General features: G+C 59.1%; 18 protein-coding genes. 10 read left to right on the forward strand and 8 right to left on the reverse strand.

All coding sequences use genetic code 11. The annotated features are described in order from the left end of the window. The 4 genes from GOB85_RS11870 to GOB85_RS11885 form a co-directional block, all read left to right on the forward strand. A partial coding sequence (locus tag GOB85_RS11870; RefSeq protein ID WP_173577377.1) for a transposase occupies positions 1-256 on the forward strand: 256 nt, incomplete at its 5' end. 225 nt (positions 257-481) lie between these two features. Beyond that, positions 482-817, forward strand: coding sequence for a helix-turn-helix transcriptional regulator (locus tag GOB85_RS11875; RefSeq protein WP_173577701.1), 336 nt, complete (start codon positions 482-484; stop codon positions 815-817). After that, entirely contained in the window at positions 814-1,398 is a 585-nt protein-coding gene (locus GOB85_RS11880) for a DUF1700 domain-containing protein (RefSeq protein ID WP_173577700.1), read from the forward strand. The genes GOB85_RS11875 and GOB85_RS11880 overlap by 4 nt, the downstream gene beginning before the upstream one ends. Before the next feature lie 3 nt (positions 1,399-1,401). Then, positions 1,402-2,160, forward strand: coding sequence for a GIN domain-containing protein (locus GOB85_RS11885; RefSeq protein WP_173577699.1), 759 nt, complete (start codon positions 1,402-1,404; stop codon positions 2,158-2,160). Positions 2,161-2,271: 111 nt separating this feature from the next. Here the strand turns inward: GOB85_RS11885 and GOB85_RS11890 are convergent, their stop codons facing one another. From GOB85_RS11890 to GOB85_RS11900, 3 genes are all read right to left on the reverse strand, one after another. Further along, positions 2,272-3,846, reverse strand: coding sequence for a 2-isopropylmalate synthase (locus tag GOB85_RS11890; RefSeq protein ID WP_173577698.1), 1,575 nt, complete (start codon positions 3,844-3,846; stop codon positions 2,272-2,274). 334 nt (positions 3,847-4,180) lie between these two features. Continuing rightward, the gene (gene trxA / locus GOB85_RS11895) at positions 4,181-4,507 is read right to left on the reverse strand and encodes a thioredoxin TrxA (protein WP_173577697.1); all 327 of its coding nucleotides are present in this window, start codon (positions 4,505-4,507) and stop codon (positions 4,181-4,183) included. Between the two features lie 175 nt (positions 4,508-4,682). Further along, a complete protein-coding gene (locus GOB85_RS11900; protein WP_173577696.1) occupies positions 4,683-5,699 on the reverse strand; it encodes an ROK family protein in 1,017 nt (338 codons plus the stop codon). A gap of 139 nt (positions 5,700-5,838) precedes the next feature. On the opposite strand from GOB85_RS11900, the gene GOB85_RS11905 reads away from it, so the two are divergent. The 6 genes from GOB85_RS11905 (at position 5,839) to GOB85_RS11930 (ending at position 14,919) form a co-directional block, all read left to right on the forward strand. After that, positions 5,839-6,996, forward strand: coding sequence for an ROK family transcriptional regulator (locus GOB85_RS11905; protein ID WP_173577695.1), 1,158 nt, complete (start codon positions 5,839-5,841; stop codon positions 6,994-6,996). Positions 6,997-7,204: 208 nt separating this feature from the next. Further along, positions 7,205-9,676, forward strand: a complete 2,472-nt coding sequence (locus GOB85_RS11910; RefSeq protein ID WP_173577694.1) for a TonB-dependent receptor — start codon at positions 7,205-7,207, stop codon at positions 9,674-9,676. A gap of 114 nt (positions 9,677-9,790) precedes the next feature. Next, entirely contained in the window at positions 9,791-11,098 is a 1,308-nt protein-coding gene (gene gluP, locus GOB85_RS11915; protein ID WP_338421718.1) for a glucose/galactose MFS transporter, read from the forward strand. Positions 11,099-11,102: 4 nt separating this feature from the next. Further along, the gene (nagB, locus tag GOB85_RS11920) at positions 11,103-11,906 is read left to right on the forward strand and encodes a glucosamine-6-phosphate deaminase (protein ID WP_173577693.1); all 804 of its coding nucleotides are present in this window, start codon (positions 11,103-11,105) and stop codon (positions 11,904-11,906) included. Next, positions 11,906-12,673 (forward strand): copper homeostasis protein CutC, encoded by a 768-nt coding sequence (locus tag GOB85_RS11925; protein WP_173577692.1) that lies wholly within the window; start codon positions 11,906-11,908, stop codon positions 12,671-12,673. The genes nagB and GOB85_RS11925 overlap by 1 nt, the downstream gene beginning before the upstream one ends. Further along, entirely contained in the window at positions 12,670-14,919 is a 2,250-nt protein-coding gene (locus GOB85_RS11930; protein ID WP_242011477.1) for a beta-N-acetylhexosaminidase, read from the forward strand. Before GOB85_RS11925 ends, GOB85_RS11930 begins: the two co-directional genes overlap by 4 nt. Positions 14,920-15,346: 427 nt before the next feature. On the opposite strand, the gene GOB85_RS11935 is transcribed toward GOB85_RS11930, so the two are convergent. The 5 genes from GOB85_RS11935 to zapE form a co-directional block, all read right to left on the reverse strand. Then, positions 15,347-16,282 (reverse strand): L,D-transpeptidase, encoded by a 936-nt coding sequence (locus GOB85_RS11935; RefSeq protein ID WP_173577691.1) that lies wholly within the window; start codon positions 16,280-16,282, stop codon positions 15,347-15,349. A gap of 597 nt (positions 16,283-16,879) precedes the next feature. Further along, a complete protein-coding gene (gene lpdA / locus GOB85_RS11940) occupies positions 16,880-18,631 on the reverse strand; it encodes a dihydrolipoyl dehydrogenase (RefSeq protein ID WP_173577690.1) in 1,752 nt (583 codons plus the stop codon). A gap of 167 nt (positions 18,632-18,798) precedes the next feature. After that, positions 18,799-20,037: a 2-oxoglutarate dehydrogenase complex dihydrolipoyllysine-residue succinyltransferase gene (gene odhB, locus GOB85_RS11945; RefSeq protein WP_173577689.1), complete on the reverse strand. Its 1,239-nt coding sequence runs from the start codon at positions 20,035-20,037 to the stop codon at positions 18,799-18,801. Between the two features lie 223 nt (positions 20,038-20,260). Continuing rightward, positions 20,261-23,128, reverse strand: a complete 2,868-nt coding sequence (locus GOB85_RS11950; RefSeq protein WP_173577688.1) for a 2-oxoglutarate dehydrogenase E1 component — start codon at positions 23,126-23,128, stop codon at positions 20,261-20,263. 301 nt (positions 23,129-23,429) lie between these two features. Further along, positions 23,430-24,677, reverse strand: a complete 1,248-nt coding sequence (gene zapE / locus GOB85_RS11955; protein WP_173577711.1) for a cell division protein ZapE — start codon at positions 24,675-24,677, stop codon at positions 23,430-23,432. Positions 24,678-24,906 lie beyond the last annotated feature (229 nt).

A 24,906-nucleotide genomic window follows, 5' to 3' on the forward strand; every position in this document is an offset into this window, starting at 1 on the left:
CAACCTCGGCAGCCACAAGAACAAGGCAGCACGGGTAGCTATCCGACAGGTCGGCGCGCGCCTGATCCTCCTGCCAAAATATTCGCCAGACCTAAACCCGATCGAACAGGTCTTTGCCAAGCTCAAGCACCTCCTCCGCAAGGCCGCAGCCCGAAGCCGAGACGCAGTCAGTTCAACCATCGGCGAACTCCTGCGCAGCTACACTCCCAGCGAATGCGCCAACTACTTCACCAACTCAGGATATGGACCAACATAAAATCATCACGCTCTAATGACAACAGAGCCTTTCCAAACCATTTTATTTAAACAAATCAGGGTGCGGAGCTCCGGCTCACACACTTCCTGAAACCGCCATCCCAATATCCGGTCGGAAAAATTTATCGATAAACGCAAAAAAAATGTTGCATGGAACCATGCACCGCATGCTACCTGTTAATGCAAGGTTCCTGTCCGGAACCAGGAGCAGGGAGTCCCCCATTCCGTGGAGCCAAATCTTGTCCAGTTCAGAAAAGGCGTTCTGGATCTGTGCGTTCTCGCACTTCTCGAACGCGCCGACGCATACGGATATGAAATCGCAAGCCGCCTGGCAGACGCAATCGATATGGGGGAAGGCACGATCTACCCGCTGATGAGACGGATGCAGAAAGAGCAGCTGGTTTCCACCTATCTGGTGGAATCCCCCTCCGGACCACCACGAAAATACTACCGCCTGACAGAAGAAGGACGGCAAAGTCTTCTGCGCCAGAAGGCGGCCTGGACAGACTTTACCCAGGCCGTAAACGCCGTGCTGGATGCCGGCCAGGATGGAACATCATGAACGAAAAAGACGACTTCATGCGCCGTCTCGCCGGAGGACTGCGTGGCATGCCAAAAGACACCGCCACCGATATCCTTCAGGATTATGAGGGACATTTCGGGGAGGGACGCCGCGCCGGCCGCAGCGATGCCGACATAGCCCATCAACTCGGTGATCCGGCGCGACTGGCGCGGGAGCTTCGCGCCGAAGCCGGCATCCGGCGCTGGGAAGACGAACGCAGCATGGCAGCCGCTCTTGGCGCCATCGTCGGCCTGCTCGGGCTGGCCGCGCTGGATCTGTTCATCGTTATCCCCGTTCTGATCACTATTCTTATCGTCGTGTTCTGCCTGGCACTCGCCGCCGTCTGCATCGGTTTCGCCGGCCTGGTCATCCTTCCGTTCGCCATACTCAATATCCTCCCGTCATCGGACGGAAGCTGGTTGCAGAATATTCTGATCGGTCTGGGGCTTTTCAGCGCAGGTGTCTCGGGAACCGCGTTCTGCGCACTGTTTCTGATCGGCCTCACCGATCTGGTCTCACGATATGCACGCGCCCATTTCCGCCTGATTTCTCCAGGCGCCTCCCTCTCAGCAGGAGTATGATCCATGATCCGTGGTCTTGTTGTCGCCGCTGTTGGCGGTGCTGTTCTCTCAATGGGCTGCTTTTCGGTGATGCACGCCCTCGGCCCTGTTTCTATGACAGACTATCTGGAATCCGCGACGACGGGCAGTCATCATCACGGCCCCATGGCCCGGCGGGACATCCCATGGCAGGGAGGAACCCGGCTTGAAATTTCATTTCCTGCAAACGTGATTTACACACAGGGTCCGGCACCATCGATCAGTGTTGAAGGCCCTCAGGATCTGATCAGCGGCATCACGTTATCGGGCAATGTCATCAGCGGAACGGGCCATCAATGGAACTGGCGGTCTGGCCACCATGACGGTGTCACGCTGCGAATAACAGCCCCGGCGGTCAGCGACCTGGCCATCAGTTCTGCTGCCTCCGTACACCTGAACGACATCGCTCTGCCAGAACTCAGACTGTCCGTCGATGGTGCCGCAAGCATTACCGGAAACGGACGCGCTGACCGGATCGTTCTGTCATCCGATGGCGCCAGCAGCGTGAATCTGTCCGATATGACCGTAAAAGATGCTGATATCAGCATCGCCGGTGCCGGATCAGTGAAAGTCGGACCGACCGGGCACGCCAGCGTTTCAATTGACGGCGTCGGATCAGTGAAACTGACGCGCTATCCCCGAACACTCGACAAACATATCTCGGGCGTCGGTTCAGTCTCGGTCCCTCCGAAACCTGCTGACAACACCAGCAGCAGTGCAGATGATGACGGCGTATCTCTCTGATTTATTATAAACAGATCAGGTGACAGGGACCTGCGGTCCCTGCCGGGTCCGGGCAGAGCCCGGATACTCTGATCCAATGGGTCACTCTCCACAGACCCCGGTAGCGGAACTTCAGGCCGGCAACGCTTCCGGCTCTGTCCGGGCACGCTTGACCAGCAACTTGTTCAGCGCATGAACATAGGCACGGACCGCAGAAACAACCGTGTCAGCATCTGCCCCCTGACCGTCAACCAGCTTTCCATCTTCCTCCAGACGGACCGTAGTACGCGCCTGAGCATCGGTGCCTTCCGTCACAGCGCCAACAGAATACAGCGCCAGACGAGCCGTGTGCGGATAAGCGCTACGGATGGCATTGAACGCCGCATCGACCGGACCATTTCCCGTCGCCGTGGCTTCCACCAGCTCACCGTCAATTTCCAGTTCAAGTGTTGCCTCAGCCGGCCGTCTGGAGCCGGCGCTGACATCCAGCGACAGAAAGCGTATCCGCTGATGATCACGAACTTCATCGTCAACAAGCGCAACAATGTCTTCGTCGTAAACCACCTTCTTATGATCCGCGAGATCCTTGAACCGCGCGAACGCATCATTCAGCTGGTTATCGCCAAGCGTATACCCCAGGGCCGCCAGCTTATCGCGGAATGCCGCCCGGCCGGAATGCTTCCCCATAACCAGCGACGATTTCGACCAGCCCACACTCTCAGGCGTCATGATCTCATAGGTCGCAGCATTCTTCAGCACGCCATCCTGATGAATGCCACTCTCATGCGCAAAGGCATTGCGACCCACGATCGCCTTGTTCGGCTGCACATCAAAACCCGTCGTCGTGGAAAGCATCCGCGACAGCTTCAGCAGCTTTTCCGTCTGAATCCGGTTGGTGAACGGATACTGATCGTGGCGCGTGCGGAGCGCCATGACGATCTCTTCCAGCGCGGCATTACCGGCACGCTCACCAATGCCATTGATGGTACATTCGATCTGACGCGCTCCGCCACGCAGCGAAGCCAGCGTGTTGGCAACCCCCAGCCCGAGATCGTTATGGTTATGCGCTGAGAAAATCACCTTATCAGCACCCGGCACCCGACTCTTCAGCATCGCGAAGATGCATTCCATATCCTCAGGCGTGGCATAACCGACAGTATCCGGAATATTGATCGTGGTGGCACCGGCCTTAATCGCGGCCTCAACACAACGACCCAGGAAATCCGGCTCCGTGCGGGAGCCGTCCTCGGCAGACCATTCAACATCATCCGTCAGGTTCCGGGCCGCCACGTTTCCAGCCGTGACAATCTCCAGAACAGTCTCCGGCTCCATTCGCAGCTTATATTTCATGTGCAGCGGAGAGGTGGAGATGAAGTTATGAATACGACCGCGCTCAGCATGTGCAATAGCCTGCCCGGCAGCCGTGATGTCATTCTTCCCGCCCGAACGGGCCAGCGCGCAGACGACCGCACCACGGACAACACGGGCAATCTCGGCAACCGACTCGAAATCACCTTTGGAAGCGACGGGGAAACCGGCCTCGATCACATCCACCCCGAGATCGGCAAGAGCCTCCGCCATACGCAGCTTCTCTTCGAGATTCATCGAGAAACCAGGAGACTGCTCTCCGTCACGCAGAGTGGTGTCGAAAATAAACACCCGGTCGTCGGAGACGCGACCGAAAGAAGGATGATCGAAGGTCGTCATGGAAGCCTCAAATGTCTGTCTGTGCGGACAATGACAGTCCGTTCCCCTGTTTCGGTCACCAGTGACACGAAACACACTTTACCATTTACCCCCTAAGCGTACTGACATCGCGTCAGCCTGCTCGCTCAGGGGCAGATAAGTCGAAGAAGAAGTCGGGAAAGGAGAGACTGGCTGCGCGCGCACATCATCGGCGCGCTGAAGCGCGGCATCGACTCAGAAAGGGCGCGGGCAAAAACCATGAGTTGTTTTTATGATAAAGACCGCAACGATGCAACCGGGACAGTCCGGGCCGGGACAAAGCTCCAGCCCTGCCCCGGTTACTCCCGGAACGCGCTCAGACGAGCCCCTGAACCCACGATTTAAGCTGGCTCTTCGGCAGCGCACCAACCTTCGTCTCGACCGGCTTGCCGTCCTTGAAAAGAATCAATGTCGGAATCCCACGGACGCCAAAATTCGTCGGCGTCTGGGGGTTCTCGTCAATATTGACCTTGGCGACCGTCAGCTTGCCCCTGAATTCCGCGCCGATCTCATCAAGAGCCGGAGCGATCATCTTGCAGGGACCGCACCATTCCGCCCAGAAATCCACGAGGACGGGTCCGGACGCCTTAAGCACATCGGTCTCAAAAGTGGCATCGCTGACAGCGACAGTGTTCTCGCTCATGATGATCTTCCTAAATCTGGTGTGACTGAAGAGTTGGTCTGAGCGCGCTCCAGGTCAAGCCCCCGCACACAGACATCCACAGATGATTTGTCAGAAGCCGCACAGGGAAACAACAACAGGCTTATATCACCTGACGTAGCCGAGCCCGGCAGTCCACGCAGCAAACGACCCGTCGCTACCGCTCAGCGCCCTTGTCATGAACAGCCACAAGACATGCCGCCCCCAGCAATCCCGCATCGCGCGCAAGAACAGCCTGCTTCACGAGAACACCGGGTTCTTTCACAAGAATCCGCTCGCGTACAGCAAGATCAACAGCCCTGACCAGCGCGGCAGAATTTCCAAGTCCTCCGCCAACAGGAATCACAGTACAGCCCGTGACATTAATAACAAGCGCCAGAGCCGAACTCAGATACCCGAGATAAAAATCCATCGTGCGGGAAGCCTGCGCATCCTTCCTTTCCCACGCGGAAAGGATCGCACGACTGTCAGCAGGCGCCCCGCCAGCCCACACATGCAGCCGCTCAAGCGCCCGCGCTCCGGCGATCGTGTCCAGGCAGCCGGTCTGCCCGCAACCACACCGAAAAGACGGGATCACCGCAGACAGATCCATTCCGGCCGGCACACGGGGCGGCGGGATGATGAACGGGCCATGCCCCCACTCTCCCGTCACACCCCCCAGTCCCTGCACAATGCGTCCGTCGATAACGTGGCCTCCGCCAACACCCGTGCCGAGAATGATGCCGAACACATTGCTATGCCCGCGCGCCACACCAAAACGCGCCTCAGCAAGCGCGAAACAGTCCGCATCATTGGCAATCAGAACCGTCCGCCCCGTCTTCACACTCAGCAACCGGGACAGATCCGTCGTCGCAAGGCAGGGAATATTGGCCGCATGCACAACACCCGTCGCGGGATTCTCCACTCCTGCAATCGCGATATGCAAAGGCACACCCGGCCAGGGCGCACAGAGATCAGCAAGAATTCCGACAAAGGAGTCGAGATCGGCAACAGGCGTCGGAGCAGCCTGGCGATGTGTCAGATGACCATCAGGAGAGGCAACGGCAAAATCAATAAACGAGCCGCCAATATCCGCACAGAGAATCATGCCTGCTTCCGTCTGCAACCGGATGCCGGAAACAGGGCTCGTGATACCGCGGCAGACTGCCGGGCCGTCCACCGCTTCACCATCCACATCCTCGTCATCTCCGGTTACCAGGCGCCTGCCCTTTTGTAAATATGCGACTGATATTTACGGCAAGATGGTTTACCCTCTAAAAAAACCAGCCGGCACGATGGTCGGTGCCGCGTATTTAAATTTGTCAGGACATTCCATGGTGCCCGGATCCGCAACGCTCTCAGCAGGCCATCGCCAGATTCTGAGCGCAATCAGCCGGGAAGGCCCCAGGAGCCGCACGGAACTGGCCGGACTGCTCGGTCTCAGCAAGGCCAGCATTTCCGGCCTGGTACGCGATCTTCTGGAACAGAATATCCTGTGTGAACAGGAGCTCATTTTCGGAATCGGCCGCCCGTCAGTTTCCCTGGCCGTGCGCGCCGATGCCGCGAGTTTTATCGGAATTTCGCTTCAGCAGGATCCGGCCGTTCTGCTGCTGACCGATCTGCACGGCACCGTCCATGCACGCCTCGAACTTCCTCGCCTTTCAGACCCGGATGAAGCCGTTGAAAGCCTCGCAAACGGCATTCAGAGCCTTAAAAAAGAGGGGGGAGACGCCGCGGATCGTCTTTCCGGCATCGGCATCGCCCTGCCAGGTTTCGTCTCCCGCGACCGTCTCACCTGCATCACCAGCACCGCTCACGGCTGGAAAAACGTGAATATCGGCACGGCTCTGGCCGAACGCACCGGACTACCCACCTGGGTGGAAAACGATGCGAACGCCCTCATTCTCGGCGAGGAACTGTTCGGTCCACTTCGCGGCAGTCCTGATTTCAGCATGCTTTTCGTCAGCCACGGTATTGGGTGCGCCCATATCGTCAATGGCCGGCTTCTGCGCGGAAATTCCGGTGGAGCCGGTGAAATTTCCCATGCGCCGGTCGCCATCGACGGGTTCGGCGCCCTGCCCTGCCGCTGCGGCAACAAAGGCTGCCTTGAAACCGTTTCCTCGCTTCTGGCAATCGGCAACGCCGCCCGGCGCGCGGAACTGCCCACAGATATCGCAGAGCTGGCCGATCTGGCAGCAGCCGGTCAGCCCGATGCGCTCTCCATTCTGCATCAGGCCGGCTCCGCAATGGGGATCGCAACAGCACAACTGATCCAGATGCTTGATCCCAGCCATGTCGTGGTCATGCTCGATCACACACTTCACGACAGCGTTTTCGGCCACGCACTCATGAATGAGGCTGAATCTCACATTTTACACCGAACCGGTGTCAAAACGATGATCCACTTCCGTGATTTCGCGCCGGAAGGATTCGCGGCTGGCGCCGCAAGTCTGGCCGCACGGTATTTTATTTTTGGCCCCGAAGCCGGCTGACCCCGGAATGATAAACTGCGGGAACAGTCATATTTGTGTCTTTTCCGCAACAATATTACCAGGAAAATACGAAAACCGTTTGTTCACCGTATAAAATAAATAGCCATATTTTTGTAACTATTGCACACAAATGAAATCTGGTCATTCTGATTAACACATCGCAATGACCCGCTCCTGTCCGCCAGAGCCTGCCAGAGGAATTGATATAATGCGTATATCCTTTCGCCAGATTTCAGTTTCCTGTAGCATTTTCATCGGTCTGCATGCCCTGCATGCTGAAGCCCGCACCAGCAGCACCGCAAAAGAAGCCGACAGCACGGCAGTTCACCACTCTGCCACACAGCCGCCTGCCGCTGCGGCGAAACCGACTGGCCCGAAAGGCGAAGCAGCGGCCCCGCGCAAAGCGTCATCATCGGGGCTGTCCACCTCTGTTCTCGGGCAGTTCACCGCGGCTCCCGAAGAAATCTCCGTTCGCGGAAACATGGCGACGGCAACGGGTGTAACCAACCGCACGCCGGGTGGCGGGCTGATGCCCGTACAGACCGCGCCCCGCACACAAAGCGGCATCACGCGTGACTACATCGCCAAACAGTCCCCGACAGCCAACATCTCGTCCCTGATCGCTGCCCTGCCGGGCGTGACGTTTTCAAGTCAGGACCCGCTGGGCATGACGGGCGATCACATCACCATGCGCGGAATGAATGAGAGCCAGATCGGCTATCTTTTCGAAGGAGCGCCGCTGGCCGATCCGATCAACTACGAGCCTTATACTTCAATGCTTGTGGACTCAGAGAATCTCGGCTCCGTCACGGTCTCGCAGGGATCGCCGGATCTGAACGCGCCGTTCTACAACGCTGTCGGCGGCCAGATTACGGCAACCGAAATGAACCCGGCCCATAAAATGGGCGGCTTTCTGGATGTGGGCGGCGGAACGCACAGCGCCAACAAAGAATTTATCCGCCTTGAAACAGGCGATATCGGAAACTCCGGCGTGCGTGGTTTCGTTTCTTTCTCGCACACAAGCTATAATAACTTCCGCGGTCCCGGCGGAATGTTCCGTTACCACGTCGATTCAAAATTCGTGAAGGAGTGGGGAGATGACAACAGCATTTCCGCCATCTTCTCCTATAACAGACAACAGGCGACATCATGGCGCTCGCCCACCAAAGCGCAGTGGGACCAGTACGGCATCGGTTTTGCCTACGACCCGAAATTTACTCCGGGCGACAGCGCCTATTACAAACTCAATCAGTCGAACATCAACAGTCAGCTCGTCGTGCTGCCAATGCACTTTACGCTCGCTGACCGGCTGAAGCTGCACGTTTCACCCTATTATGTCCATCAGTTCGGACCATCCCTGGGTGGCGAGAACATCCCCGCATCAGGCGGTTATTACGGTACGCAACAATACGGCACACTCAACCCCGGAGCGGGCACAGTGGTCAACGGCAACATCCTGACTTCGAGCCGTGATCCGTGGAATCAGAAAACCGGTGGCATCAACGCATCGGCCGACTGGAACATCACCCGTTCCAATACCTTCTCGTTCGGCTGTTGGTATGCCTACACGACCCACGAAGAACTCTCCGATTTCAGCCCGGTCTACCCGGACGGTCAGGGCTGGTCGAACGAAAACATCAAAGTCAATGGCAAGATTCTTTCTGGCTATGACCTGAACTTTATGCAGCAGGTCAATACGCTGTTCATCGCGGATACGCAGCGTCTCCTCAACGACAAGCTGACCATCAGCGCCGGCTTCCGTGTCGCTATGGTGTCGCGTCAGGGCACCAACCTTATCCCGGGCGCCAACCCCTACAAGATGCAGGGCAACTATTTCGAACCTCTGCCGCAATTCTCCGCCAACTATCAGATCACGGATAAAGATCAGATCTATATCAACGGAACCACATCTTTCCGCGCGCCGGAATCCGTCGAAGCCTACTCGCAGATTTTCGATCCGAACTCAGCCCATGCCGTGATGCAGCCACAAAGCCTGAAGCCGGAATACTCCATCGGCGAAGAAATCGGCTATCGCCACCACGGTTCGTTCTACAATTTCGCCATGTCGCTGTTTAACTACAACATGACAAACCATCAGGTGACCTCAACGGGCTATATTCCCGGAACCAATCTGATGGTCGCCTCGCCCATCAATATTGGCGGTCAGACATCCCGTGGCGTAACGGCAGAACTCGGTTTCCGCCGCTGGCACCATATCAGCCCGTATTTCTCGGGCCAGTTCCTCCATTCCACGTTCGATAACAACTTCAACACCGGAACGGGTGTTCTCCCCACGGCAGGAAAAATCGCTGTCGGCGCCCCGAAATTCACCGGTGCCATCGGCCTGAACTACGATGACGGGACATACTTCGGCAATTTCCAGCTCCGCTATGTCGATACGCAGTACACAACGTTCATGAACGACGAAAAAATGCCAGCCTACCTGACGTCGGACATTACCCTCGGTTATCGCATGAAATCCTTCGGACGAATCAAACATCCCCAGATCCAGCTCAATCTGATGAATATCGGCGACAACCATTATCTGTCCGGTTCGAGCTACACCTCAAACGCCCAGGCACAGAAACAGACGAACGGCACGGTCGTAGCGGGAAGCGCCCCGACCTACCTCGTCGGCGGAAATTTCGCTGCCATGGTGTCCGTCTCCACCGGCTTCTGATCCATGGCAGAAGCCCGGAGTTGACAAACCACACCGCGTCACACAGTCCGGTCAGACCGGTTCCTGCCCAGGCAGAAACAGTCTGACCGGATCTGATGAAAGGAAAAGCACGCCTTGTTCCGGCTTCCGATCGCAAGCCCGGCCGGCCATTACGGCTGGCGGCCCATTTTCATCATGGCCGCGCTGTTCTTCAGCATCGGTTTTGTCACCTGGCTGAACGGCCCGCTCATCACCTTCGTGCAGGTCGCCTTCAACCTGAGCGATGTCGCCTCCTTCCTCGTGCCGGTCTGCTTCTATCTGGCCTATTTCTTCTTTCCCCTGCCCGCCACACTGCTCTCCCGCCGCATCGGTCTACGTCGCGGGCTGATCGTGGCTCTTGTCATCATGGCTGCCGGCACCGCGCTGTTCGGCGAATGCGTCAATGCCCGCTGGTATGCCGGCGCCCTCAGCGGGCTGACCGTGATCGGCGCCGGACTCTCTCTTCTCCAGATCACCATCAATCCCTATGTCACCCTGCTGGGCGATCACGACAGAGCCGCACAGCGCATCGCCATCATGGGCGTCGCCAACAAATTCGCTGGTATCCTTGCCCCGGCGCTGTTCGCCGTCGTTGTCATGCCGCATGTCGGCGAAGTCGCGGCCAGCATCCGTGATGCAGCGCCGGGACCGGACCGTGAAGCCATTCTGCTGCGCTTCACCCACGCCGTACATGCGCCTTATGAAACGATGGCGCTTCTGCTCATCATCTTCGCCGTTCTCGTCGCCCGCTCGTCTCTGCCCGAGATTTCTCTTGAGAGTGCCGAAACCGCTTCAGCAGCCACGCCCCCCCGCCGCGCGCACCCCCTCCGGCTCGCCACCGGTGTCCTCGCCATGTTTCTTTATGTCGGCGTCGAAGTCCTGGCCGGTGACGCCATCGGCCTTTACGGTCGCTCGCTCGGGCTGTCGCTCGATGTCACGAAATACCTCACGGCCATGACCCTGGCGTCCATGATGGCCGGCTACATTGCCGGCATGATCGTCGTACCCCGCTTTTTTACCCAGGAGCGCTACCTCGTTCTGTCCTGCGCCGTCGGTATCATGATCTGCGTTCTGGCCATGATTACGTCCGGCTCAGTCCCGGTTCTGTGCGTCGCCCTGCTCGGCTTTGCCAACGCCATGATCATCCCGGCGCTGTTCCCGGTCGTTCTGGCCGAAGCCGGCGCTGACGGAGCCCGCGCAACGGCCTGGCTGATAATGGCCTACTCCGGTGGCGCCGTGCTCCCGCAGCTTTTCGTTCACCTTGCGCCCTCACTCGGTACAGCAAACGCTTTCATGACTCTGGCCATTCCGTCTTATCTCTTCATCGCCGCCTGGATGATCGTCATCTGCGGCCGGACCGCCGGATCTCCTCCGAAAGCATCGATTGTCACGGCCGGAGACTGACACCATGAAACTCGCTATCTGCCCCGATGCAACAGCCGCCCGCCAGGTCGCAGCCCGCGTCATCTCGCACCAGATCAGAAAAAAACCCGCCTCTGTTCTCGGACTCGCCACCGGACGCACCATGGAGGCCATCTACCGCCTTCTGGCCCGCGAACACACCGAACATGGTCTCGATTTTTCCGCTGTCACAACCTTCAATCTTGACGAATATGTCGGCCTCCCAGGCACACATGACCAGTCCTACCGATATTACATGCAGACTCATCTTTTTGATCATGTGAACGTTACAACCGCGCAAACACATGTCCCCGACGGCGCCGCTTCCGATCCGGATGCCGAAGCCGAAGCCTACGATACCAGCATCGCCGCAAGTGGCGGCATCGATCTCCAGCTTCTGGGTCTGGGAGAAAACGGCCATATCGGCTTCAACGAGCCCCTGTCCGCTCTGAGTTCACGCACCCGCGTCGTAACACTCGATTGCGCCACGCTTGAGCAGAACGCCGGCATGTTCGGCGGTGACGCCACAAAAGTCCCGACCAGAGCCCTGACCATGGGCACCGGCACCATCCTCGACTCCCGCGAGACGCTCCTGGTCGTCACCGGAGCCGCCAAAGCTGACATCCTCGCCCGCGTCGTCGAAGGCCCCGTCAGCGCTCTGGTCCCCGGCTCAGCCCTGCAACTCCATCAGCATTGCCTCGTCATTCTTGATGAAGCCGCAGCCTCCGGTCTCACGCAACGCGCCATGATTGACTGGCAGATGCGGCATGACCCGGAACTCACCGATCTCCTGACCGCCACGTCCAGCTGATGCCAGGGCAGACCATCCCCCTCGAAGTCTGTGTGGAGAGCCTGTCCAGCCTCCGCGCCGCAGCCGATGGCGGCGCGGATCGGATCGAACTGTGCAGCGCACTCGCCCTCGGCGGCCTCACCCCTTCACCCGGTCTGCTCGCCCTCGCCGCATGCCAGTCCACTCCGGTTTTCGTCATGATCCGCCCTCGTGCAGGAGATTTCGTCTTTTCCTCCGATGAGGAAGACACCATGCACCAGGATATCAATGCCGTCGCCGGGCACGCTCTTGCCGGCGTGGTTCTGGGCGCCTCGAAACCCGATGGCAGCCTGGATACCGCCTGCCTGCGCCGTCTCCTCGACCATGCCCGCGCCAGAGGCCTCCATCACGCGACACTGCATCGTGCGTTCGACCTCACCCCCGATCCCGAAGCAGCGCTGGAAGAGGCCATCGCCCTCGGCTTCGAACGCATCCTCACGTCAGGAGGCGCTGCCACGGCGGAAGCCGGAGCCTCAACATTACGCACACTTTGTGAAAAATCCCGGGGCCGTATCGCCATCATGGCAGGCAGCGGCGTTACCGCCGCCAATGCCGTGTCGCTTCTGACAGAGACAGGCGTGAACGAACTCCACGCTTCCTGCCGGACTACGACGCCCCCTCACACCGCACCCTCCCCGCGCATGCGGGATTTTGGCTTCGGAACACATCATGCCGGGACCAGCGAATCTGTCGTGCGCGCTCTGCGTGCCGCCATCGACAGCATCGTAATCAGTGGAGAAAAACATTGAAAAGCAGACGCCTTTTTTCAGGTCTGAAGACTGCCCTGATGGGAACGGCAACCTTACTCGCCGCCACACAGCTCCCCGCTCACGCAACGCCGGCCACAACAGTTCCTGTTCCGGCCCCGGCCAGTTTCCCCGCTCTGATGCCAGTGCCCGCCTCGGTGCAGTTTTCGACCGGCGGTCTGCCACTCTCCGGCGGAATCAGCATCATCTGGGACACAAAACCGTCCTCCATGCTGAAACGTGCCGCCGCACGCTTCACAACGCGCGCTGAAGCCATCTCCTCACGCCTCGGTCCGGTCACAGGCAATGCCGGCTCCGCCATTCCTGTGCATATCCACGCCAGCAAAGATTCCGGCGCGCTCACTGTCGATGCAAAAGAAGGCTACAGCCTCGCCGTCAGCCCAACCGGTGTCGTCCTTACCGCCGACGGCCCTGACGGCGTGGTCCATGGTTTCGCCACGCTGCTCCAGCTGATCGGGCCAGGCGCTTCCGGCCCGCAATTCGCCCTCGCCGACATCACCGACAGTCCGCGCTTCCCCTGGCGCGGCCTCATGATCGATGTCTCGCGTCACTTCATGTCCGTCGAAACCATCAAGCGCCAGCTCGACGCCATGGAACTGACGAAACTTAACGTCATGCACTGGCATCTCAGCGATGGCACCGGCTTTCGCGTCGAAAGCAAACGGTTTCCAAAACTGCAGACAACGGGCGGTCATCATCAGTTTTACACCCAGGCCCAGATCCGCGACGTCATCGCCTATGCTGGTGATCGTGGAATCAGAATCGTCCCTGAATTCGATATCCCGGGCCACACACTCTCCATTCTGGAAGCCTACCCTGAGCTGGCCGCCCAGCAGCCGGTGCCGTTCAGCAAAAACTGGAAGCAGACATGCGATGTCACCACCGGCGGTGACACAACGACAGCAAGTTGCAAAAAAGTCTTCAATTACAACAATGCCGCCATTGATCCGAGCAACCCGGAAGTCCTGAACTTCGCCCGTGAACTCTACGCCGAAATGGGCAGGCTGTTTCCCGATCGCTATTTCCATTCCGGTGGCGATGAAGTGGTGCCGTCACAGTGGACGGGAAACCCGAAAATCGCCGCGTATATGAAAAGCCACGGTTATGCCGACGCTCCCGCCATGCAGGCAGCCTTCACAGCGCAGGTGCAGAAAGTTCTGGCACAGCAGGGCAAGATCATGATGGGGTGGGATGAAGTCAGTGAAGCCCCGATCCCAAAAGAGGTCGTCGTCGAAACCTGGCGCGGCTCGAAATGGATCGGCTCCGCAACACGGGCAGGCCATCCGGTCGTCGTGTCCGCCGGCTATTATCTCGATCTCCTGACGCCCTCCTCAACACATTACAAAATCGATCCGCTGGACGTTAAAGCCGTCGGCCTGTCAGCCGCAGACACCGCGCGTGCCAGAAAACACTCCGCCGCGCTGGCAGACGCCTTCTCTCTCGACCCCGATGCCCCTCCTCTTGATGACGCACAGAAACATCTCGTGCTGGGCGGAGAAGCCCCGCTGTGGAGCGAACTGGTCTCAGACCAGATGGCCGACGCCCGTCTCTGGCCACGCTCCGCCGCCATCGCCGAAAGATACTGGTCGCCGGAAACCGTCAGGGATGTCGCTGACATGGAAAGCCGTCTGCCCGCCATCCAGCAGGAGCTGGAAACAACCGGACTCCAGGCAACCGAAAATACGCAGCGTATGATCGACCAGATGTCACCCGCCAACACCTCACCTCTGGCCATCCTGACCTCTGTCACAAGCCCCGTCCGCAACTATGCCCTTAACCGGCTCGCCTCCCGCACCGGTGACGAAATGCTGAAAGCACCGGTCGCCGTCGCCGCTCCTGACAGCTTCGAGGCAATGACCTTCAACCACCTCGCGGAGCGCTATGCGGCAGGAGACCTGAGTGTCGCCGCTGACCTTCAGATGCTCCTGGGGCGCTACGCCGGCAATGACAGCGCCTATGAGCAGATCGCCACAACACCGGCATTGCAGGCCGCGCGCCCTGTCTCGCAGCAACTCTCCGCTCTGGCAGTCCTGGGACAGGAAGCCATGCAGCCACGCCACCACGGTCGCGCATGGCGAAAAAAAGCCCGTGAGCAGCTCGCGCTCCAGGATCAGACCTTCGCCGCCTGCGCCACAGCCGTGGCCTCCTATGCCAATCCGCAGCCACCATCAGGACTGCTGATCGCCATTCTGCCAGGCATTCACGCACTCGTCTCCACAGCACGCTGACACGCCAGGAGGCCTGTCGTCACAGACAACCTCCTGAGCAAAAGAAACGCCGGGCTCAGCCCGGACCCGGCAGGGACCACAAGCCCAGCGCCCCTGCCGTTGTGCAGCATGGTTTTGTAAAGAGCTCTGCACTCATTACGTAATGGTCCTTTCTCAGGGCTTTGCCCTGAAACCCACCAAAGGTCGCAGACCTTTGGAAACCATTTTATTATGAATCAATCGGGGTGCAGGGGCCTGCGGTCCCTGCCGGGTTCGGGCAGAGCCCGGTCTTTTTCTAACTCTTTGAAAAATCACAGATCAACACTTAACGACAACAGAGTCTTTGGAAACCATCCTGTTGATCAACAGAGCGGGGTGCAGAGGGCCGCGACCCCTGCCGGGTGCGGGCAGAGCCCGACTTTCCACCACCTCTCTGAAATCAGGCGGCTCACGAACGCCCCGACGCCTGATCCTGCTGTCCGGAATCCACAACAACCAGCGCCTCACCCGCAATCGGTGACGGCACCCGGTTCTTCGGCAGCAAGGCCCTGAACCGACCATCATAACTCGCGGCCTGCTCATATTCGACATCCAGCAGGCCATGATGATCCAGAAAGACATTAAACGCCGCCGGAATCCTCACACAACCTTCCGATGCGGGACGCCCGAGGCGGCTTTCAAGAAAGTCCGGGTCCGTCGCGTGCATCTCAAGACGAATATCCCCGGTCTCACCAGCACTCAGCCAGCCTTTCACCGCAGTATGCCAGCCGAAATCCCAGACCCGCATCCCTTTGGCCCCGATGCCACGAATCCCATGCTCGTTCTTCGTCCCTTCGGCACGATACCCCAGCCGGTCCGTGGTGTTCGGAAACACCCCCGTCGGCGTCACGAAGTAATATTTACGCCCGCGCGTGCCGGTCGAAACCTTCACGCTGCCAATGACATGCCAGTCGGATGAATCGGGCAACGCAAGAATGAGCGCCAGCTTCTGCACCGCCGGATTACGATCCACAACCACAAGAACCTGCGCCCGCGTAATGGCAAACCCGGCTTCGACGACCATGTTACGCGCCAGGAGCACCCAGTGCAGACGCTGCGCCAGTGTCAGCGGCAAAAGATGAGGGACTTCACGCTGCAAAGCCACCTGAAGCCGGTCAGCCTCCGCCCGCGCGGCAGCATCGTCCAGAGACGGAAGCGGCGGAATAACAACCGGCGCTGACTCAGGATAGACCGGTTCCGTGGCCGTTCCGGCCGGATTCACCGGCGTTGCCCCGGCAGGATCAGCCAAAGGCCGTACAGACGCATTGTCCTGGCACAAAGCCGGCAGAGAACAGGCCAGGGACCCCAGTACAGTTGCGGCCACAGCCGCCATCAGCCCCTTCATACTCAGTCCCATTCCTCTCAGCCCGATCATCCGGTTTGCGGTTTACCGTATTTCTCCGGAATGAAACACAATTCCGGCCCGTTATTCTGCCCGCGCCCCCTTCATGAACGGTAAACCACGCCATAACGACAGAGCTGATTTCCAGGACCAGCAAAGAAACGACCATTCCAGGCGCAGATAATACCAAAGGCCATGAAAACTGACCTGTGCATGGAGAGCATCCGGGCTCTGCCCGCACCCGGAAGGGGTCGCAGCCCCCTTCTCCACGATCAGTTGAGTAACAGGCCGGTTTTCAGAGGCTCTGTTGTCATTAAGTGCTGGCTCCTTCCCAGGGCTTTGCCCTGGAACCCACCAAAGGTCTCAGACCTTTGGAAACCATTTTGTTAAACAGATCGGGGTGCAGGGGTCGTCGTGCGCAGCACGCCGTCGCGTGACGGTCCCTGCCGGGTTCGGGCAGAACCCAATCTTTCTTCATGACGACCAGTCTTCATTCGGGCTGGCATCACGCCGCCATCTCAACAAAAAATGCGCCACCAGGACAATCCCGGCAGCGCATTCTTCAGACACACAGGCGCGTCACAGCGCCGGCGAAGACGCTCAGATGTTCAGCGACATCCCATTCACACCAAGCGCGGCTTCTTTTACCGCCTCGCTCAGCGTCGGATGCGCATGGCAGACCCGCCCGATATCCTCGGACGACGCGCCAAACTCGATCGCCATCGTGCACTCCGCGATCAGTTCGCCCGCAGCCGGGCCAAGAATATGAACACCAAGCACCCGATCCGTCGTCGCGTCGGCAATCACCTTCACAAACCCGTCCGTCATGCCCAGCGCCCGCGCACGCCCGTTGGCCATGAACGGGAACTTGCCCACCTTGTAAGCAACGCCCTTCTCTTTGAGCTGCTCCTCGGTGAAACCAACCGTCGCCAGCTCCGGCCAGGTGTAAACCACACCCGGAATCGCGTCGTAGTTCACATGACCAGCCTGACCAGCAAGCAGTTCAGCCACAGCAACGCCTTCTTCCTCGGCCTTATGCGCCAGCATCGGACCTTTGATCACGTCGCCAATCGCGTAAATGCCCGGAACACTGGTGGCATAGTGCTCGTCCACCTCAATCCGCCCACGGTTATCAAGCGCGATACCCGCCGCATCCAGACCAAGCCCCTCACTGGCAGCCGTGCGACCAATCGCCAGCAGCACGACATCCGCCTCGATCGTTTCCGGCGTCCCCCCCTTCGAAGGCTCCACCGTCAGCACCACGCCCGTGCCGGTCTTCTCAGCCTTCGTGACCTTGTGACCCAGCTTCAGCTGCAAACCCTGCTTGACCAGGATCTTGCGGAAAGCAGCCTCAACCTCGTTGTCAGTCCCCGGAACCAGACGATCAAGGAACTCGACAACAGTCACCTCTGACCCGAGACGGTGCCACACGCTGCCCAGTTCCAGACCGATCACGCCACCACCGATCACCACCAGCCGCTTCGGCACAGCCGACAGTTCGAGCGCGCCCGTGGAAGTGACAATCACCTTCTCATCAACGTCAACGCCCTTCAGCGCCGCACTGTCACTGCCCGAAGCAATGACGATGTGCTTCGCCGTAACAGGTTTCCCGGCAACCGTCAGACGCCCGGTGCCCTGGACCTTGCCCTCACCCTTCAGCCAGGTGATGCCGTTCTTCTTGAAGAGATATTCAACGCCTTTGACGTTGGCCTCAACAATGCCCGCCTTGCGCTTCTGCATCTGAGCAAGATTGAGCTTCACACTGGCGATATCGACGCCATGCACGGCAAATTCATGCCCCGCCGCGTGAAAATTCTCGGAAGAATGCAGCAGAGCCTTGGACGGAATACAGCCAACATTCAGGCAGGTGCCCCCAAGCGTCGCACGCTTCTCAACACAGGCAACCTTAAAGCCAAGCTGCGCGGCACGGATCGCACAGATGTAACCACCCGGACCTGCGCCGATCACCACGATATCGTAGTCCGTCTCAGCAGGCGGCGGCTCAGACGCGACAGGAACAGGCCTGGCTGCGGCAGCAGGAGCCGCTGCCGGCACGGGCGCCGCTTTCTTCTCCGCAGCCGGAGCAGGCTTCGACGCGGTCCTGCCGCCTTTCGCGCCCGCATCCAGCATCGCCAGAACCGCACCAACCTCAACCTCGTCGCCCTCTTTAACGACATGGCTTTCCAGCACGCCCGCAGCCGGGGCCGGAACCTCAACGCTCACTTTGTCCGTTTCAAGTTCAACGATCGGGTCGTCAGCAGCAACCGCGTCACCCGGCTGCCTGAGCCATTTACCAACAGTGGCAGACGTCACGCTTTCACCCAGCGTCGGAACCTTGATCTCGATAGCCATATTTCCCCGTCCCGATTGAAGCCGACCGGCATGTCCTGTGCGATCCGCACCCACACGCCGCTCGCCCGGTTCGTGCCCCAATATTTCGAAGCCGCAGCAATTCTACCGAATAGCCGCAAAAATCAAAAAACCTCCGCAGGGCAATTCCCTGCGGAGGTTTCCGAAACTCAGAGTCCGAGCAGCAGGCTGCGCGGATCTTCGACGTATTTCTTCAGGCTGACCAGGAAGCTGACAGCCTCCTTACCATCCACAATCCGATGATCATAAGACAGCGCGACATACATGATCGGCCGGATTTCAACCTTGCCGTTCACCGCCACCGGACGATCAACAATGTTATGCATGCCCAGAATACCGGATTGCGGCGCATTCAGAATAGGCGTGGACAGCATCGAACCGTAAATGCCGCCATTGGTGATCGAGAATGTGCCACCCGCCAGATCGTCGATCTTCAACGTGCCCTCGCGAGCCGCCTTGCCGAAACCGGCAATCTTCTTCTCGATCTCGGCATGGCTCAGCTTTTCCGCATCCCGAATTACTGGAACGACCAGCCCGTTCGGCCCGCCAACAGCGATACCGAGATTGACGAAGTGACGATAAACCACGTCATCGCCGTCGATCTCGGCGTTAATCGCCGGGAATTCAGCCAGAGCCGCAATCACAGCTTTCGAGAAGATCGACATGAAGCCAAGCTTCACGCCGTATTTCTTCACGAACAGATCCTGAAATTCGACACGCATCTCTTTCGCGGCGGTCATGTCGATCTCGTTGAACGTCGTCAGCATCGCCGCCGTGTTCTGCGCATCCTTCAGACGACGCGCAATCGTGCGCCGCAGACGCGTCATCTTCACACGCTCTTCACGCGGATCGTCCTTGCGGGGCGGCTTCGCGGCAGCCTGCGCAGCGGCAACAGGCGGCTGCGACAGGAACGCCAGCACATCACCCTTGGTAATGCGTCCGTCCTTACCCGTTCCGCTGCCCACCTGTTCAGCGGCAACACCTTTTTCCGCCATCATCTTGCGCGCGGCAGGCAGAGCAGCGCCAGCATCCACCGGAGCGGATTTCACAGGAGCCGGAGCCGACTTGGCAACAGCGGCCGGAGCAGGCTGCGGTGCCTCGGCTTTCGGCGCTTTAGCTTCAGGAGCCGCCGGCTTCGCCGACGCCTTGCCGTTCGGGTTCAGCGTCGCCAGCAACGCTCCGACCTCAACCTCATCACCCTCTTTGGCGACAAGATTTTCCAGAACACCAGCCTGCGGCGCCGGAACCTCAACCGTCACCTTGTCAGTTTCCAGTTCGGCTACAGGCTCGTCAGCCGTTACCGCCTCGCCTGCTTTCTTCAGCCACTTCGCAACAGTCGCCGTGGTGACACTCTCGCCCAGCGTAGGCACCTTGATCTCGACTGACATCTCGCTTCCCACTTCCCTTTTCGAATCCACGCCTTACAGGCCAGACCGGCCCGCGACGCGCCCTCATCGCGTTATGCCGCCAATCTGCGGCTATCGGAATTCACTCGCCAGCGACCTGCCATCACGTCTGCGAGACATATCCCGACAGAACAGGGCAGGCATAAACAGCGCGCAACAAAGAAACCGGGCAACCTCATGGCTGCCCGGCTTTTCATCAGGAGCCTCAGTTTAGCCCCAGTGCTTTCTTCACAAGAGCAGCCTGCTCGGCCGCATGCGTCTTCGCCAGACCCGTCGCCGGACTCGCCGCCGCCGCACGGCCCACATAAGCCGGACGCCCGACCTTGTGACCCGCCTTCCCAAGCGTCTCCTCAATCAGGTGATCGACAAAGGTCCAGCCACCGGCATTCCGGGTCTCTTCCTGACACCAGACAACGTCTTTCGCCGCCGGATACTTTTTCAGCTCAGCCGCAAGCTCCGCCTCAGGGAACGGATAGAACTGCTCCAGACGGATGATCGCCGTCGTATCGCGCTTCTGATCCCGACGCTCCTGCAACAGATCATAGTAAACCTTGCCAGAGCAGATCACGACACGATCCACCTTGCCCGCATCAATCGGATCAATCTCACCGATCACCGGCAGGAAGGTCGTGTCACCCTCGAATTCCGAAAGCGCCGATACTGCCAGCTTATGACGCAGCAGCGACTTCGGCTCCATCAGGATCAGCGGCTTGCGATAAGACAGCTTCAGCTGACGCCGCAGCGCATGGAAGTAATTCCCGGGCGTCGTGATGTTGCAGACAAACATGTTGTCTTCAGCACAAAGCTGGAGATACCGCTCCAGACGCGCGGAGGAATGCTCCGGCCCCTGCCCTTCATACCCATGCGGCAGAAGCATCACCAGGCCGGACATCCGAAGCCATTTCGTCTCACCGGAGGCGACGAACTGGTCAATGATCACCTGGGCGCCGTTCGCGAAGTCACCGAACTGCGCTTCCCACACCACAAGGGTGTTCGGGTTATGCATCGTGTAGCCATACTCGAAGCCCAGCACACCAAACTCGGAAAGATGCGAATTCCAGAAATCCGCCTCTGCCTGACCGGGCTCAATGTGGTTCAGCAGCGTGTAAGGCTCCTGTGTCGTCTGATCGAAAACGACCGCGTGACGCTGGCTGAATGTGCCGCGCTGCACATCCTCACCCGAGAACCGGACGCGGTGCTTCTCAAGCAGCAGCGATCCCAGTCCCAAAGCCTCACCGGTCGCCCAGTCAATGCCCTCACCGGTCTCAATCGCTTTGGTCTTGGCTTTAAGCTGGCGAACAATCTTCGTGTTGAGATCAAAGCCCTCAGGCACAGTCGTCAACGCGGCGCCGATTTTCTTCAGCACATCGACCGGCAGGCTCGTTTTTGGCTGCGGCCGATCACCGGTCTGCGGTGCTTCAAGACCCGACCAGGCGCCTTCCAGCCAGTCCGCCTTGTTCACCTTGTAGGACTGAGCCGCCTTGAAATCGTCATCGAGCCTGGACTCGAAGGCGTCCCACTGCGATCTGACATCGTCTTCCGAGACCACGCCAGCCTTCACCAGACGATCAGCATACAGCGCATGCGGCGTCACATGAGTCGCAATCGCCTTATACATGACCGGCTGCGTGAACACCGGCTCATCAAGCTCGTTGTGGCCATGACGGCGATAGCAGACAATGTCCAGGATCACATCGCTGGCGAATTTCTGCCGGTAATCGGCCGCCAGACGCGAGGCATAAACCACCGCTTCAGCATCGTCGCCATTGACATGCAGAACCGGCGCCTCAATGGCCTTCGCCATATCGGAACCATAGATGCCGGAATGCCCGTTCACCGGATTGGTCGTGAAACCGATCTGGTTATTGACGATAATATGGACCGAACCACCCGTGCGATAGCCGACGAGCTGCGACATCGACAGCGTCTCATAAACCACGCCCTGGCCGGCAAATGCCGCGTCGCCATGAATCTGGATCGCCATATGCGACAGGCGCGTCTCTGTGTCGCCATCGTCATCCTGCGCTGCACGGACCTTGCCGCAGACAACAGGATCAACTGCCTCAAGATGAGACGGGTTCGGCTGCAACGAGATATGAACGGCATGTCCGCCAATCTCGACATCCGTCGAAGATCCCAGGTGATACTTCACATCACCCGAGCCAGCCACATTGTCAGGCTTGAACGACCCGCCGGCAAATTCACTGAAAATCGCGACATAAGGCTTGCGCACCACGTTCACCAGCGTGTTCAGCCGCCCGCGATGGGCCATGCCGATCGCCACCGATTTCACGCCCTGCTGCGCCACCTGGTCAATCACGGCATGCAGCGCCGGAATGGATACCTCGCCACCCTCAAGACCAAACCGCTTCGCACCAACGTAGCGCTTCTGACAGAACGTCTCGAACCCTTCCGCTTCGGTCAGGTTTTTCAGAATCGATTTCTGCTCTTCAACAGTGACACCGGACCGCCAGTTGTCACCCTCGATCCGGGACCGGAACCACTCGCGCTGCTCCTCGGAGCGCACATAGATGTATTCCGCCCCGATCGCGTCGCAATAGATCTCACGAAGCGCCGCCACGATTTCCTTAACCGTCGCCGTGTCCCGACCGGACAGAAGCGGCAACAGCACCGTGCCGATATAAACCGGACGATCAAGATCGCCTGAGCCAAAACCATATGTCGCCGGATCAAGTTCAGGCGCGGGTTTCGGAATTTTCAGACCCAGCGGATCGGTTTTCGCCTCAAGATGCCCGAACTCGCGGAAACCGCGAATAAGCTGCGCGACAGCAAGGCTGTCAGACGCGGCCAGACCGGAACTCTTGCCGGCGCCTTTGCCCGCAGCAGGAGCCGGAGCCGGCTCATCACCCGTGATGATCGATTTGCGCGGCGCCCAGGAGGCACCGGACGCATCCTGAAGGATCGAGGCGCCCTCATCGTCCAGCGAACCGAACAGGGTCGCGAACGACGGATCAACGCTCTTCGGATCCTCCGCCCATCGTGCATAGAGATCTGCGACATAAGCAATATTGCTACCGCTCAGCGCCGCCGTAAGGAGATCGGTGCCCGCCATTATCAGAACACTCCCTTGTCTTGTCGCAAGTCCGCGGGAGTAGCTTCAGGCACTGCTGCCAGAAGCCGGTCCACAGGCCGTTCCCGCATGACTGTTGTCCGCAAAACTGAAAATCCGATGACCGGACCGCAAGGCACTTCCGCTGAGGAAAATCCCTTCGAAAGAGACGACAGCTTCAGATGTGAACACATACCCGCCTCCCCCGATTGTCTGGTCAGCCACTCGACTCAGGCCCGGAAAGCACCGGACCGCTGGCGAATTTGCTAGCCCCCGTAACCAGACGGGACAAGGTCGCCGGCTGTCACGGTCTGGAGAGGCAGCCACCGGGAGCATGAGCGCGGGCCAGCCAGCTTTCACTGCTCATCTCCACCAGCCGGGATGCCGTGCGCGCAAACGCATCCGCCCCCTCGCCCGCAGGAAAAAGCTGATCCGGCGTCGCGTCAGCCGAGACAAACAGCAGATTGCCGTTGTCATAGAGCGCATCAATCAGCGTGATGAACCGCCGTGCCACATTGGCATCGTCCGGACCAAGCGCCGGAATATCGTCAATCACAACTACCGGAAACCGCTTCGCAACAGCCAGAAAATCGCCCGGCCCAAGCGGACGGCTACACAGAGAAGTGAAGTCAAACCGCGCAACCGGTCCCTGCGCATGATCGACCGGAAGAGTCCGGCCGCTGAATTCCAGAGTTACCTCCTGCGGCTTATGACCCTCACCATAACGCATAACCACCTTGTCCAGCCGGTGACGCGCGGTCTCATCCGCAGGGACAACCCACGTCGTGTCATCCTGCTCACGTCCGCGCCGGTAATCCGTTTCCGAGTCGAGAGTCTCCGTATCGAGATTGCTGTGGATGATCGCAATAAAAGGCTTGAACGCATCCGCGCCCGGCCGGTTCTGGAACAAATCGCCCGGCACCGTATTCGATGTCGCCACAATAATCACGCGCTCGCGAAACAGAGCCTGAAACAGACGCCCGAGAATCATCGCATCAGCGATGTCGTTGATCTGAAACTCGTCAAAACACAGCAGCGTCGCATCAGCGGCGATCGTTTTCGCCAGCGGCGGAATCGGATCCGACATGCCAGGGTTCTCCAGCTTCAGCTGCCGCAGCCGCTGATGAACCTCCTGCATGAATGACAGAAAATGAATCCGCTGCTTCTTCGCCAGCGGCGCACAGGAGAAAAACAGATCCATCAGCATCGTCTTGCCGCGCCCGACACGCCCGACAATGTAGACGCCACGTGGCGGCGGAGCCATTTCCTCCTCCCGATGCAGCATGGCCGGAAGACGGTTCACCACCGACGCCAGAAAACTCTTTTTCCTCACAGGCTCAGGCACAACCACAGGTGGCCGGTATGTTTTCAGCTCTGTCCACAACCGGTCCAGCCGTCTTGCAACACGCTCCTGATCCGGATCAGGCCTGAGCAGCCCCTCCGCCACACGCGCTTCATAGAGCGCAAGCGGTCCGGCATCCTGCGGCACAACCGCAGAAGCTGAAACCTGATCGGAAACACGGTCGGAGGAGTTGTCATTGATGGCGTTCATACTCAGCCGATAGCGAGCGCGGCGACTGTCAGCAAGATTCAGGCACCCGCTCACACCGTCTCGTGAAAACACGATCACGCGCAGGTGAAGAAATCGGCACTGTCCATCCCCGCCCACACCGCGTTACGCCTTAAAAAAGTGCTCTGGCCTCCGGCAACGGATGGTCAGAGCAGCCGTTCCTCAACAGAGCGCGTTGACCGCCTGCAAGGGCACCGAAACCCGCTTCAGA

Origin of the sequence: Acetobacter fallax, assembly GCF_011516735.1 — a bacterium.
GTDB classification, from domain to species: domain Bacteria; phylum Pseudomonadota; class Alphaproteobacteria; order Acetobacterales; family Acetobacteraceae; genus Acetobacter; species Acetobacter fallax.